The organism is Flavobacterium sp. ZB4R12 (assembly GCF_048276375.1).
Taxonomy (GTDB): Bacteria; Bacteroidota; Bacteroidia; order Flavobacteriales; family Flavobacteriaceae; genus Flavobacterium; species Flavobacterium gawalongense.
On the sequence record NZ_JBLNKS010000007.1, the window covers coordinates 20638 to 34980 of the forward strand.

The 14343-nt window shown below is 35.8% G+C and carries 14 protein-coding genes, 1 tRNA gene and 2 pseudogenes; 10 read left to right on the top strand and 7 right to left on the bottom strand.

Annotation, left to right across the window (positions count from 1 at the left end; translation table 11 throughout):
- Positions 1-4 precede the first annotated feature (4 nt).
- On the bottom strand, positions 5-364 hold the full coding sequence (locus tag ACNO7W_RS06440; protein WP_417937465.1) for a helix-turn-helix domain-containing protein: 360 nt from the start codon (positions 362-364) through the stop codon (positions 5-7).
- 254 nt (positions 365-618) lie between these two features.
- Between ACNO7W_RS06440 and ACNO7W_RS06445 the strand changes: the two genes are divergently transcribed.
- The 3 genes and pseudogenes from ACNO7W_RS06445 to ACNO7W_RS06455 all read left to right on the top strand — a co-directional run.
- On the top strand, positions 619-1059 hold the full coding sequence (locus tag ACNO7W_RS06445; RefSeq protein ID WP_417937466.1) for a hypothetical protein: 441 nt from the start codon (positions 619-621) through the stop codon (positions 1057-1059).
- A gap of 30 nt (positions 1060-1089) precedes the next feature.
- Positions 1090-1440 (top strand): hypothetical protein, encoded by a 351-nt coding sequence (locus tag ACNO7W_RS06450; RefSeq protein WP_417937467.1) that lies wholly within the window; start codon positions 1090-1092, stop codon positions 1438-1440.
- A gap of 112 nt (positions 1441-1552) precedes the next feature.
- Positions 1553-1840: pseudogene (locus tag ACNO7W_RS06455) on the top strand (helix-turn-helix domain-containing protein); the annotation flags it as partial.
- A gap of 242 nt (positions 1841-2082) precedes the next feature.
- On the opposite strand, the gene ACNO7W_RS06460 reads toward ACNO7W_RS06455, so the two are convergent.
- Entirely contained in the window at positions 2083-2673 is a 591-nt protein-coding gene (locus ACNO7W_RS06460) for a thymidine kinase (protein WP_039108599.1), read from the bottom strand.
- A 197-nt stretch (positions 2674-2870) separates the two neighbouring features.
- On the opposite strand from ACNO7W_RS06460, the gene ACNO7W_RS06465 reads away from it, so the two are divergent.
- The 6 genes and pseudogenes from ACNO7W_RS06465 to ACNO7W_RS06490 all read left to right on the top strand — a co-directional run bounded on the left by ACNO7W_RS06465 (position 2871) and on the right by ACNO7W_RS06490 (position 9349).
- Complete coding sequence (locus ACNO7W_RS06465) at positions 2871-3866, top strand: hypothetical protein (protein ID WP_417937468.1); 996 nt, start codon at positions 2871-2873, stop codon at positions 3864-3866.
- Between the two features lie 135 nt (positions 3867-4001).
- Positions 4002-4715, top strand: coding sequence for a 16S rRNA (cytidine(1402)-2'-O)-methyltransferase (gene rsmI / locus ACNO7W_RS06470; protein WP_039108596.1), 714 nt, complete (start codon positions 4002-4004; stop codon positions 4713-4715).
- A 7-nt stretch (positions 4716-4722) separates the two neighbouring features.
- Positions 4723-5067, top strand: coding sequence for a HopJ type III effector protein (locus ACNO7W_RS06475; protein ID WP_417937469.1), 345 nt, complete (start codon positions 4723-4725; stop codon positions 5065-5067).
- Between the two features lie 312 nt (positions 5068-5379).
- On the top strand, positions 5380-7068 hold the full coding sequence (gene recJ, locus ACNO7W_RS06480; protein ID WP_417937470.1) for a single-stranded-DNA-specific exonuclease RecJ: 1689 nt from the start codon (positions 5380-5382) through the stop codon (positions 7066-7068).
- A 13-nt stretch (positions 7069-7081) separates the two neighbouring features.
- A pseudogene (locus ACNO7W_RS06485) lies at positions 7082-8353 on the top strand (MFS transporter).
- A 639-nt stretch (positions 8354-8992) separates the two neighbouring features.
- Complete coding sequence (locus ACNO7W_RS06490; protein ID WP_417937471.1) at positions 8993-9349, top strand: hypothetical protein; 357 nt, start codon at positions 8993-8995, stop codon at positions 9347-9349.
- 378 nt (positions 9350-9727) lie between these two features.
- On the opposite strand, the gene ACNO7W_RS06495 is transcribed toward ACNO7W_RS06490, so the two are convergent.
- From ACNO7W_RS06495 to ACNO7W_RS06505, 3 genes are all read right to left on the bottom strand, one after another.
- Complete coding sequence (locus ACNO7W_RS06495; RefSeq protein WP_314897900.1) at positions 9728-10483, bottom strand: UDP-2,3-diacylglucosamine diphosphatase; 756 nt, start codon at positions 10481-10483, stop codon at positions 9728-9730.
- Positions 10484-10487: 4 nt separating this feature from the next.
- Positions 10488-10952, bottom strand: coding sequence for a 6-pyruvoyl trahydropterin synthase family protein (locus ACNO7W_RS06500; protein ID WP_143388966.1), 465 nt, complete (start codon positions 10950-10952; stop codon positions 10488-10490).
- A 461-nt stretch (positions 10953-11413) separates the two neighbouring features.
- On the bottom strand, positions 11414-12181 hold the full coding sequence (locus tag ACNO7W_RS06505) for an enoyl-CoA hydratase/isomerase family protein (protein WP_417937472.1): 768 nt from the start codon (positions 12179-12181) through the stop codon (positions 11414-11416).
- A 128-nt stretch (positions 12182-12309) separates the two neighbouring features.
- On the opposite strand from ACNO7W_RS06505, the gene ACNO7W_RS06510 reads away from it, so the two are divergent.
- Positions 12310-12383, top strand: a tRNA-Ala gene (locus ACNO7W_RS06510).
- Between the two features lie 87 nt (positions 12384-12470).
- Here the strand turns inward: ACNO7W_RS06510 and mtgA are convergent.
- A complete protein-coding gene (mtgA, locus tag ACNO7W_RS06515; protein ID WP_417937473.1) occupies positions 12471-13211 on the bottom strand; it encodes a monofunctional biosynthetic peptidoglycan transglycosylase in 741 nt (246 codons plus the stop codon).
- Positions 13211-14323, bottom strand: coding sequence for an NAD(P)/FAD-dependent oxidoreductase (locus tag ACNO7W_RS06520; protein WP_143388963.1), 1113 nt, complete (start codon positions 14321-14323; stop codon positions 13211-13213). Before ACNO7W_RS06520 ends, mtgA begins: the two co-directional genes overlap by 1 nt.
- Between the last annotated feature and the right edge of the window lie 20 nt (positions 14324-14343).

Genomic DNA, 14343 nt, shown 5'->3' on the forward strand with positions numbered 1-14343 from the left:
GAGTTTATTTTTTATCCAATAACCCTCTCAAAAACAGCACTTCTGTTTCCAGATGTCCTATTCTATCCTCATAACTTTTCTTAAGTTCGGCAGGGAAATTATTATGAATTGTATTTGTATTGTTTTTTCCAGATTGAGGAGAATTATTAAAAACTAAACTATCATCAAAGGAAACCAAATCAGTAGGCTCTATTTGCAAAATCTTAGAAATATCTTCAATTCTACCCCAATCAAGTTTTATATCGTTGTTTTCGATTTTACTGTATGCACGTTGCGACATTTCCAATTTCCCCGCCATGAAATCTTGTGTAAAACCTTTCAATTCTCGCACTTTTCGGATTTTATCCCCAATATTTGCTTTCATAGTTTTCTATTTAGTTCTTAATTAGAACCAAATATATGAAATATAGAACTTAATTCGAAATAAATTACGAAAAATATTTCATTGCTTTGTGAGTACCAACTTGTTAAAAATACAACAAGAATTATACACATTTCAATTAATAGAGTTATAGGATATTTTCCTGTAACAGGCGGGGGAAAAATTAACAAAAAAATTAATTCCGATGCGACGCCTTTAAACTCCGAGTGGAGTAATCGGGAATATTTTTAAATGTTATGAAAAAAATTATTATGATTGCAGGATTGACAATTTTAACTTCTTGTGGCAACAAATCTTCGGAAAAAAAAGATGAAAATAGTGTTTTAGATTCAATGCTTTCATCTAACGATGCACCAAAATGTGATGACCCACAACTTGTCGAAACCGTTTTTTCGATTTTAAAAGAAAATGAACAAATCATAGGAAATATAGGTTATCCTCTAAATGATTACAAAAACCCTGAAATAACTAATATTATTACAACTGCTAAAGATGATGAACTTAAATCTTGTAATTGCGAAGGAACAGCAAGTGTTACCATAGAAGGAGCGAAACTTAGTGGACAAGAAAATGCTAATACTGACTATAAAACAAATAGCAATGTTAGTTATTTTGCACAAAAAAACGATAAAGGCGAAATTATTGTACAAGTTAATTCTGTTGATACCTTTCGATAAGTTAGTAAATAATAATTTATATTCTGAAATATGAAAACAATAGAAATTCTACTAAAGCCTAGTTACCACAGAACCATTTCGGAATTAGGATATGATGAAAATGAAGATTACAATGAAAATGATATTTTACATCAACAAGGTTATAACACTGAAATTTTAGAAATAATTCCAGGAGAAGAATTTAGTATTGACTTAAATTACGAAAATGGTTATTTAGATAATCCAGAAGATAAATACAAATTGATTTTTAAGAAAAATGAAGAAGAATGGGATGGCGAAAATGATGATTGGGAAGAAGAAAATCGCAATTCAGAATCAATTATTTTTTATCAAGGTAATTATATCTTAAACGAAGATGGAGTAACTTTTGAAAAAATATAAAAACACCAACAACAGGCGTTTGCTAGATTGGAGTTTTAGTCATAATCTAAAGTTTATATTATCTATGAATTTCAATGTTAAACAGAACAATTGAAAGAAAAATCGAATGAAAATGGAAACTAAAAGCTGGAAAGAAATTAAAGATACCGTTTACGGGGAAAAAGGAACGGAAAGACGTGATGAATTGGAAAGAGATTTTGAAGGATTTAAAATTGGATTGCAATTAAAAAAAGCGCGTTTAGAAAAACACTTAACGCAAACAGAGCTTGCAGAACTTGTCGATAAAAAAAGAGAATATATTTCCAAAATCGAGAACAACGGAAGTAACCTTACCCTTAAAACCTTGTATGATATTGTAGAAAAAGGTTTAGGTGGAAAAGTTAAAATTCAGATTGAACTAAGTAATTTGATTAAAATAATGTCGTATATGTTTTTAGAGGCAAACTACATAGTCATTGAGGGTTTGACCCTATAAAATACGACAATATATCGTTCCTGTTACTTATAACCACTCCACAAGAAAGTTTAAAAAAACCCTTTCAAAATTTAAACATTTGAAAGGGTTTGTCTTTTTCAAAACTTTATATTTCAATCCAGTTTCGGCTCCCTCTCCTTTGGAGAGGGTTGGGGAGAGGATTTATTTTACTTCTCCTGATCTTTCCGCATCGCATGATAATACGCGGCACGGCTCAACGGTTCGTATTCTTCGGTTTCGCCTAGCATGACGAGTTTGTCATTGTCAGTTTTACGGAAACTGTAATTAGCGAGATTTCCGGTGCGGGTACACACGGCGTGAACTTTGGTAACATACTCGGCTGTGGCCATTAATGCGGGCATCGGACCAAAAGGATTTCCCTTGAAATCCATATCCAATCCGGCAACAATGACACGGATTCCCTGGTTCGCCAAATCATTACAAATTTTGACAATTTCGTCATCAAAAAACTGCGCTTCGTCAATTCCCACCACATCACAACCTTGCGCCAAAATAGCAATATTTGCAGCAGCAGGAACGGGTGTGGAACGGATTTCGTTAGCGTCATGCGACACCACCATATCGTCATGATAGCGTGTATCAATTTCTGGTTTGAAAATTTCTACTTTTTGCTTGGCAAATTGCGCTCTTTTCAGACGACGGATGAGTTCCTCGGTTTTACCCGAAAACATGGAGCCACAAATGACTTCAATCCAACCAAATTGTTCTTTATGATTTACTGTATTTTCGAGAAACATTTTGTATTTTTCTGACTTAAAAAATGAATAGTTTTTATTACTTTGTAACGGATAAAACCGACTTAAAAATTTTATACTTTTACGTCGTTTCAAAAGTATGACATTTTTATTAAAGGTTACTTCTTCCTTAGGCTAAATAAAACTCAGGAAGAAATTTATTGAAAAAGACCCACCAAACTCACTATAATTTCAAAGTTATGAAAAAAAAATTGGAAGCCGATTTAATCAGCATTGCACACAGAGTATTACAACTAAAAAATAAATCTGATATCAATCAATTATATCTGGAAACACAGAAACTGTATGAAAAACTTTCTGTCTTGCGATTTGTAGACGAGCATTTTAGTGATGTAAAACCAACTATTGGAATTACTGAAATTGAAAGAAAAATTGAGAAAATTTTTGACCAAAAGGAAGCTGCACAACCTGAAACAGACACAGTTGTTGAAGAAATTATAGTAGAAAAAACAGTTAAAACTCCTTTGGAACATACCCCTGAAACAACTGGATTATTTCAGCCAGCGACCACTATAGCTACCGAAGAAATAATTTCTTCAGTGGTAATCGAAACACCTTTAGAGGAAAAAGAAGAAACAGTCGCTGAGGAAGAAACTATAATTGAAGAAGAAAAAGTAGCAGAAGAGGAAACAGCAATTGAAGAAGAAATAACAGCACCGGAAACTGCTCCATTCATTCCTGCTTTCGAATTATCAGAAGAAGAGGAAGTTGAAGAAGAAAAAGCAGCAGAAATTGAAGCGCCAAAGAAACCGGAAGCAGTACAAATTTCTTTCGAAGATTTATTAGGCGGAAATTACAGTGATGCCCAGTTTGTAAAAGTACATCCGCTTGAAAACATTCCTACTGCCATTGCAATTGATTTCGAAGAAAAACAATTGGACACTATTGAAGAAGTGAAACCAGAACCGGTGGAACCAAAAATAGTTCCCTTAAACGAAAAATTGGCGAAAGGCATCAATATTGATTTAAATGACCGAATTGCATTTACAAAACACCTTTTTGGCAACAGCAGCGAGGATTACAACCGTGTTTTAAATCAATTAATCACGTTTGATACGTTCTACGAAACCAGAGATTTTATTCAGGAAATGGTAAAACCAGATTACAATAACTGGGAAGGAAAACAAGATTACGAGGAACGTTTTATGGATATTATAGAGAAAAAATTCTTGTAATTCCGTTTTAAATGTTCTCAATATTCATTTAAAGAAATACAAAATAATAAAAAACGGAATGAATTTTAAGTTTTAAAATTCATTCCGTTTTACTTCTTATCTCGAAAATCCGGGATGCGTTTAATTTTTTAATTTATGTCAAAATTATATATCGTTCCCACGCCTATTGGCAATCTTGAAGACATGACTTTTCGAGCGATTCGGATTCTTAAGGAAGTCGATTTGATTCTTGCCGAAGACACACGAACCAGCGGAAAATTGTTGAAGCATTTCGAAATTGGCACGCACATGTATAGCCATCACATGCACAACGAACACAAAACCATCGAAAATTTAATTTCGAGATTGAAAGCCGGAGAAAATATCGCCTTGATTTCGGATGCGGGAACGCCTGCCATTTCTGATCCTGGATTTTTATTAACTCGCGCTTGTGTCGAAAACGGAATTGACGTGGAATGTTTGCCTGGTGCAACGGCTTTCGTTCCAGCCTTAGTCAATAGCGGTTTACCCAATGACAAATTTGTTTTCGAAGGATTTTTGCCTGACAAAAAAGGACGTCAAACTCGATATTTAGCTTTGGCAGAAGAAACCCGTACGATGATTTTGTATGTTTCGCCACATAAATTAGTAAAAACTTTAGCAGAGTTCATCACCTATTTTGGCGAAGACCGTCAAATATCAGTTTCCAGGGAATTGTCGAAAATGCATGAAGAAAACATTCGTGGAACGGTCAAAGAAGTCGTAGCCCATTTTGAAAAAATAGCTCCAAGAGGAGAAATTGTCGTGGTGGTGAGTGGAAAAACAATTACCAAAGACCCTAAAAAATCAAAATTTTCATCAGAAGAATAATATAAATATGAGTCCAGCATCTTTCTTAGAAAAACTAAAACAAACTACAGAAGCAATCGCGTTTACAGAAACCATTGCAACCATTGAAGAAAACTATATTTTTACTCCAACCACATTTCAGAACGGTTCTCAAATCAATGCCGCAGGAGAAAATTCCGGTTCTTGCAAATTATTTGCTTTTGCCCAATTGCAAAACTTAACTGAAGCTGAAACGTTAGCGTGTTTTGGAGCGTATTATTACGAAGACGTTTTGAAAAACCCAGAAGGAACCGATCACCAAAACATTCGCAACTTTATGAAAACAGGATGGAACGGAATCCAGTTTGAAGGAACGGCTTTGGTTTCGAAATAAAAAATAAAGTTAATATCAAATGTCAAGTCAAGCGTAATGTCATTAAGTTAAGGTTTCGTCAGTTCGAGTTGAGTAGCAATTTGCGATAGAAAATTGCTGCGAAGTATCGAGAACCCTTTTATAACAAAGGCTTCTCGATACAATTTTAAACATTAAAGCTGTCGCATTACAGTTCAAAATTACTCGAAGTGACGGTCAAAACTGCTTAAATTAGTGACATTGACATCGAGCGCAGTCAAGACCAATTAATGCGTGTCGATTGCGCTAGACCTGACAAAATCCCTACTCAAAATCTTATAATCCTCAATCAATATGCGTTGGACCCTAAAATCAAAACCTTCCGAAGATACCGTGAAACATCTTGCTCAAGCTTTGAATGTGAAAGATTTTGTGGCAACACTACTAGTGCAACGCGGTATTGAAAATTTTGAAGATGCCAAACGATTTTTTCGTCCCAGTTTAGATGATTTACACGACCCATACTTGATGAAAGATATGGAAAAGGCAGTGGAACGAATTGAAAAAGCGATTGAAAATCAGGAAAACATTCTCGTTTTCGGCGATTATGATGTCGATGGTACCACAGCCGTTTCACTCGTTTCTTCGTATTTGAGAACCTATTATCCTAACATTGCCACTTACATTCCGGATCGTTATAATGAAGGATACGGGATTTCTTTTACAGGAATTGACTTTGCTGATGATAATGGATTCTCGCTTATTATTGCTTTAGATTGTGGTATAAAATCCATCGATCATGTGGCCTACGCCAAAAAGCGAAACATTGATTTTATCATCTGTGATCACCACAGGCCCGGTAAAAATTTACCCGAAGCCGTTGCCGTTCTCGACCCAAAACGAGATGATTGCAATTATCCTTATGACGAATTATGCGGTTGCGGAATAGGTTTCAAATTGATTCAGGCTTTAGGCCAAAACCGTGAGGAAACCATCGAAGATTTATTTCCCTATTTGGATTTGGTTGCGGCTGCAATTGCCGCTGATATTGTTCCGATGACTGGCGAAAATAGAATTTTGGCTTATTTTGGATTGCAAGTCATCAACTCTGAACCAAGACCCGGAATCAAGGCTTTGATTCATCAAGTAAAAAAACAAACCTTAGATATTACCGATGTAGTTTTTATCATCGCCCCAAGAATCAATGCAGCCGGTAGAATAAAACACGGCAATCATGCGGTGGAATTACTAACCGAATTTGATTTTGAGCAAGCACAACAATTTGCTTCTGAAATCGAAAAATACAATTCGGATCGGAAAGAATTAGACAAACAAATCACTAAAGAAGCGCTTTCGCAAATTGAAGACAACAAGGAAAAAGAGCGCTTTACTTCCGTTGTTTTCCAAGAGGATTGGCACAAAGGCGTCATCGGTATTGTAGCTTCCCGGTTGATAGAAACGTATTATCGTCCGACCTTAGTTTTCACCAAAAGTGGCGATAAATACGCGGCTTCGGCACGTTCTGTGAAAGGATTTGATGTGTATAATGCACTCGAAGCCTGCGCTGAACATTTAGAGCAATTTGGTGGTCACATGTATGCTGCGGGAATGACTTTAAAGGAAGAAAATTACCAGCTTTTCAAAGATGCTTTCGAAAAAGAAGTCGAAAAAACCATTCATCCTGATATGCTGACTCCAGAAATTTCGGTTGATGCCGAAATTAATTTTGCCGATATTACTCCAAAACTGACTCGGATTCTAAAACAATTCGAACCTTTTGGACCACAAAATATGACACCCGTTTTCCTGACCAAAAATGTAAAAGACACCGGTTACGGAAAACCAATGGGACAAGAAGACGAACATTTAAAACTGTTTGTAAAACAAAATAATTCCGAAGGCATTGCTGCGATAGGCTTTGGCTTAGGCAATAAATTAGAAACAACTAAAAACGGACAACCTTTTGAAATGGTTTATTCTATTGATGAAAACGAGTGGAACGGAAAAGTAAGTTTACAATTACGATTAAGAGATATTAAATAATTTGGTTACCAAAATGAAAAAAACATACGATCCCTACGCAGCCTTGCGTTATAAAGAATTCAACACCTTTTTATTATTACGTTTTGCCATGGTTTTTGCCTGGTCCATGCAATTTATTGTTATTGAATGGCAAGTGTATAGTTTGACCAAAAACCCACTTTCACTAGGAATCATTGGATTGATGGAAGTAATTCCTGCTATTGCCATGGCATTGTTTGCAGGACACATTGTGGATCAAAAGGAAAAAAAAGGACTTTTTTTCAAGTGTATTTTAGGATTTTCGGTAATCAGTTTTGGGTTGTTTTTATTAACATGGCCGCCAATTGTAAGCGGGTATTCCACAAAAGTAATTTTGTACGGCATTTATTTTCTGGTTTTTCTGGGGGGAATTGTACGCTCCTTTCTTGGTCCAACCATATTTTCCCTTTTATCCTTGATTGTCCCTAAAAAAGTATATCCAAACGCGGCTACCTGGAGTAGTTCGGTTTGGCAAATAGGTGCTGTTTTAGGACCGGCTGTAGCGGGTTTCTCTATTACTTTGATTGGCGTTCACTGGTCGATGTGTTCTGTTTTTTTGTGTTCCGTTTTTTCTTTAATCGCTTTGTCTCAAATAGCCGCTAAGCCTATTTTGAATCCAAAAATTGGAGAACCCATTATGGAAAGTTTAAAAGAAGGCGTAAAATTTGTTTTCCATAACAAAACTGTTTTGGGAGCTTTATCACTGGATATGGTGGCGGTTCTTTTTGGCGGGGCGGTAGCCTTGTTACCCATTTTTGCCCAAGATATTTTAAAAGTTGGCCCCGAAGGCTTTGGTGTGTTATGAGCAGCTCTAGCGGTTGGTTCGTTTTTAACACTTATTATTTCAGCATATGTGCCTATGAATAAAAACGCGGGAATAAAGCTTTTGTCAGCCATTTTTGCCTTTGGAATCTGTATTATTGTTTTTGGACTTTCCACTATTTTCTGGTTGTCTGTATTGGCATTATTTTTAAGCGGTGCTGTTGATGGGATTTCGGTAGTGATACGTCAAACTATTTTGCAATTGAAAACACCGGATCACATGCGAGGCCGGGTTTCGGCAGTGAATTCTATCTTTGTGGGTTCTTCCAATGAACTAGGCGCTTTTGAAAGCGGATTGACCGCAAAACTAATGGGGACGGTAACTGCAGTTGTTTTTGGCGGAAGCATGACACTTTTAATAGTACTTGGAACAGGAATATTTTCCCCTTCATTCAGAAAACTGGACTTACAAAAGGATATTGACGAACACGAAAAGGGCGAGTAATTACTACTGTCTGGACACAAATATTAGACAGAATATTTAAACACGAATTTCACTAATTTACTCGAATTAATTAGTGGAAATTCGTGTTTATTTTTTTTACATATTAACCTAAAAATCTATGTCATCTGTTTTCTTATTTGCACTTATGTCCATATGATAGGAATAATTAGAGTGTTTTTTTTAGTATTTGTTCTTAAAAAACACAAACCATATAAACTGTCGGTAAAATAATCTTAGGATTACTTACCTACCGTGTGGACACAAATATATTTATACATTAGAATAGAACACAGATTTGACAGATTAGGCAGATTGTCACAGATTTTTTAAATTATAACATGAAAAAGCCAACATGATTATGACACTTCGTAAATTAGAATAGAAAAGAACAAATTTAAATCTGTGTTAATTTGTTCAATCCGTGTTATCTGTGTTCTATTTTCAGATGTCTCCAGACGGCAGGATTACTTACCCACTTTTTTTATGTCTCTTTTATATTTTTTTATTTAGAATAAATCTAAATAATTATTATATTTGTTTCAAAGAAAATCTAAATGAAATCGCCATGATTCAAAAATTAGCAACAATAATCAAGAATGGCGATACCAAATTCCTTTAAAAAACAAATAGTATCTTCATATGAAAGAAATAAAACAAATATATTATAATGATTCAGGAACTTCTTTCTACTGGAAAAAAGAGGATGAAGTGGTAACGGATAAAGTGCAATTGATTTTTAGAGAAACGGGATTTTATTTTACCAAACACGAACTCCAACTATTTAAATATTGCATTGAAGAAAGTAGTATACTAAACAAATGCTGCGACGATTGCGAACTGAAAAACAAATGCCACAAATTCTTGCTAAAAACACCTTGTTCCCAAATTGATTTGGCCGTTTCCATGGAAGAATTAAACGCCGTAAAAGACTTGGTGGAAGGAACTTTGTTTAAAATAAATCTGGAAGATTATTTGTATGGTGTGGGAATGAATTAAGGATGATTTTTTTTAAACTAACTATCGCTAGGAATTAGCACTCTTATTTTAAGAACTTTTATAATGCAAGAATGGGCGCAAAGTCAGAGACGTTTGCATAGCACTTACTATGAAGACTTCGCATAGCTAGGGGTTATTCATTCTAAAAAAAAGCGATTGAGAGCGTAATGTCATTAAGTTAAGAGGCTAATTGTCATTCCGACGTAGGAGGAATCTCTGTTTGTTGCTCTCTTTGTTGAGATTACTCCTTCGTCGGAATGACAAAATCGACACATTTATCGAAAGCGCACGCTAGTGACGCTATTGGTGAACCATCAGCGCATTTGTAAATTTTTACACAGCCTGAAAAGCCATGAAGTTGAGAAAAACACTTAAAATTTATTGATACTTTTTGATTTCGAATGTATCTCCATCAAAAACGCCATAGGTAAAATAAGTGATCCAGTCGCCAAGATTCACATATTCGGAATTTTCTCCTACTGTTACTTTCATAGGTAAATGACGGTGTCCAAAAACAAGGTAATTGTAGTGTTTGGTTTCCAGTTTTCTTTTGGAATAGAGAATCAACCATTCCTTGTCTTCGCCTAGAAAAGTTACATCTTCATCACCTGAAATCAATTTGTTTTTTACGGAAAGATATTGCGCCAGTCCCACTCCAATATCTGGATGAAGCCATCTGAAAAGCCATTTGGAGAATGGATTGGTAAATACTTTCTTCATTCGTTTGTAACCCATATCGCCGGGACCTTTTCCGTCGCCATGTCCCACTAGGAAAGTTTTATCGCCAAAAGTATATTCTTGATTATCGTGGTACACCGGAATATTCAATTCTTTCTGAAAATAATCTTCCATCCATAAATCGTGATTTCCCACGAAGAAATAAATAGGTATTCCGCTGTCGCGAATTTCGGCCAATTTGCCCAAAACACGAACAAAACCTTTTGGGACTACTGTTTTGTATTCGAACCAAAAATCAAATAAATCACCTACTAAAAAAATAGCTTCCGCGTCTTTTTTCACTTCGTCGAGCCAAGCCACAAATTTTTGTTCTCTTGGAAAACTCAATTCTGGTGTTGGGGCTCCAAAATGCTGATCGGAGGCGAAATATATTTTTTTGTTATTTGGTAATTGCATGAAGTTACAGTATGGATTTCATGTTATCACTGGCAAACCATTCGGCGAAAGAAGATTCTGTTTCTTGTAATTTTAGGGAGAAAAGAGTGATTCCTTCAGGCAATCTTCTGATAATTCTTTGTGAAAAATCGACTACCATATTCTCGCTTGTTGGCTGATAATCTACCAAAATAACGTGATGTCCGCGATTCTTTAATTCGTTTGCCAATTCGATATGAGGCGTAGTTTCATTAAAAACTGTTGCATGGTCAAATTGATCCACAATTTCCTCTTTTACAATTTTCTTCAAATCAGAAAAATCGATTACCATTCCAAATTTTACGTCGTTGCGGTTTTCGATTGGTTTCCCTATTACGGTTACTGACAATTTATAACTATGCCCGTGAACATTTTTACATTTCCCGTCATAACCGTATAAGGCGTGACCGGTTTCGAAACCAAATTGTTTTGTAATTCTTATATTGCTCATCGAAGTTTATTTTGATGCAAATTTAGCAAATTGATATGAGAAATAGGGTGTAAATGTGGGGCAAACGCTTTTAAGAAATTATTACACCGTTTCACAAGGGATACACAAAGAAGCACAAAAATTTCACTAATTAACCATTAAGAAAGCAGATTTATTTTGTTAACCACATAAGGAATATAAGTTCATTTAAGTTTTGAGCACAATAGATTCAGCTTAAATGAACTTATATCCCTTACATGTTTTAAATTTTATCATCATTGTTTCACAACATTTCCAATGGAACAAAAAAAATAAAACCTAAAAATTAATTCGAATAAAAACGCATTTGGATTCCACTTAGGTCTAGCCCTGATGGAAGCGGCATCCTATTGTGGCGGGGTTCGCCACAATAGATATAGCGGACAGCAGGAAATAGCTTCTGAAATAAATTCAGAATAAATTCAGAATAAATCCTAAAAAAATTATTTTTTGAATTGAGACAACGCCTTTTTGGTAAAATCAGACAATACCAATCTTCCCGAAATAGCGGCGCGTTCCAGCAAAAGTGTTTCCCAATCTTGGGTTCCTTCCCATAAAACTTTTTTCATTTCGGCTAATGCTTCTGGATTATAGCTGGATAATTTAGCGCTGAAATCAGCTACCGCAGCATCAAGCACTTCAATGGTTTCAAAAGTATTCGCGTACAATCCTTTCTCTTTGGCCCAGTCAGCGGTTTTCCATTCGTGTGCTGCCAGTGTCATTTCGGCCATTGCCATTTTTCCAATTTTTCTTGAAACTGCCGGTTCTATTACAAAAGGACCAATTCCTATCGCCAACTCCGATAATTTTATCGAAGCATTTTTTGTCGCCAATGTATAATCGCAAGCGGAAGCAATTCCTACGCCACCGCCCACTGCTTTTCCGTGAATGCGACCAACGATAAGTTTAGAGCAATTTCTCATGGCATTAATCAAATGTGCAAATCCCGAGAAGAATCTGGTTCCTTCTTCTTGATTAGAAACAGCAAGAAGTTCATCAAAAGAGGCTCCGGCACAAAAAGCGCCCGTGCCTTCGCTTTTTATAACAATCACCGAAACAGCAGGATTAGTACTCAAACTATTGAACTCATTTGTTAAGCGGTCTAACAATTCCCTTGGAAAGGAATTGCTTGCCGGATGACCAAATTCAACGGTGGCGATTTTATTTTCGAATGTTGTGATGAGCGAACCTGTTGGATTTTCTGTTACCATAGCACCTATTTTGATGTAAAGTTAAAAAAAGTAAAGGATGCTTTTGCTTTTTTTTCAAATAGTATGGATTTGTATTTTTGAAATTTGCTTTTTACTCTATTTATATGTTATATTTGCGAAACATTCCTGGGGATGTAGCTCAGTTGGCTAGAGTGCTTGACTGGCAGTCAAGAGGTCGTGGGTTCGAGCCCCATCTTCTCCACAAAACAAAACCGTAAATCCTTTAATAAATAAGGATTTACGGTTTTTTTTATTTTTATAATAAAAGAAAGACAGCTATAAAACTGGCTTAATATTCTATTCTCCCCACATGTCGCATCACGCGGACAATTTTAGCTTTCCTTCTATTAATATACGAAGAAGAACTGGTGGCTGAATATTTTCTTGGATTTGGCAATATCGCTGCTATTCCTGCTGCTTGAATTGGCGTAAGATTTGAAGCATCTTTTCTGTACCAATGTTCTGCGGCAGCCTGAGCGCCATAAACGCCATCACCCATTTCGATACTATTCAAATAGACTTCCATGATGCGTTTTTTCCCCCAGATAGTTTCTATCAAAACGGTAAAATAAGCTTCCAAACCTTTTCTTAAATAACTTCTGCCTTGCCAAAGAAATACATTTTTGGCCGTTTGTTGCGATATCGTACTTCCTCCTTTTATTCTACGCCCCCTTTCATTGCTCTTATATGCTTTTTGCATCGCGACAAAATCAAAACCGTTGTGCTTCAAAAAGGTTCCATCCTCACTGGCAATAACGGCTTTTTGCAGATTGACTGAAATGTTATCGAGAGATTCCCAATCATGACTGAAATAAATTTCTTTCCCAGCCATTTTATTTTCGATGGCACGAATTACCATCAAAGGGGTAAACGGTACCGGGACAAATTTAAAAAGCACCACAAAAAATAAAGACAATCCAATAAACCACAAGAAAACTTTGAATAAAAAACGGGTTAGTTTGCTCATAAAAGGAGTTGTTTCTTTTTTTACGGGTTGTTTTGATCTTCTTGGTGTTATTTTCGTTGCCATTATACTAAATCTGCTAATTCTGTTCCTATTAAACTTCCTATTGCCACTCCCATTCCACCTAATCGTACGCCACAATACACGTTATCTGACACTTGTGAAACGATAGGATTCTTGCTGTTGCCAATGCCCATGATTCCGCTCCAACGGTGTGCAATTTTGAAATCCTGATTCGGCAAAATTACTTCTTTTAATAATTGTTCCAATTTTTTTTGCACAATTTCTGTTTGTCCAAATTCTGTTGTTGTTTCAGTATCAAAATCAAGGTTTCTCCCGCCGCCTAACAATATTCTGTCGCCAATATTCCTGAAATAATAATAGCCTCTATCCAGGTGAAAAGTGCCTTTTATATCCAAATTTTTAATTGGCTCTGTAATCAAAACTTGTGCTCTGGCCGGTTTCACTGCTCCATTGGTCAGCGCATTGGCAAAACCATTGGTGGCAAATAATAATTTCTTAGTGACAAAACTAAAATCTCCAAGCGCCACCTCAACACTATTTTCTTTGTCTAAATAATACGTTACCGTTTGTTGATTTAGGATCAAAATATTTTCATTAATAGCCTGTTTCAGCAACCCTTGCATCATATTTCCGGTATCTATCTGCGCTTCAAAAGGATTAAAAATCAAATATTCCTGTATTTCTTTGAATCCAAAACGATCAACTTCTTTAGCAAAAACATCGGCTTTGAAAAGTGGCCTTAAAATTTCATTGATGAATGGTAATTTCCCAACGCATTCTCCATAACTGTTTTCATCCGTATTCAAAAACAACTCATAACCCCCGTAGGGCTTGAAATCAATCGTGTCGTCACCAAGTCTTTTTCGTAACAATTGCAGGCCTTTCCACCGTTTTTGAACGAGATTCACAACTTCCTCTTCCGAATGGGATTTTAAATCGTCAATAATTTCCGAAAGACTTCCAAAACAGGCAAAACCTGCATTTTTAGTACTGGCTCCTTGTGGTAACATCCCTTTTTCCAGAACTAGAATTTTACTTTCAGGGAATTTTTCGCGCAAGTGTAATGCAGTATGCAAGCCTACAATACCGCTCCCTACAATCGTATAATCTACGTCAGTAAACCAGTTTTTTAATTCCCAATAACTCAAATCCATGTCCAAATATTTTTATAAAA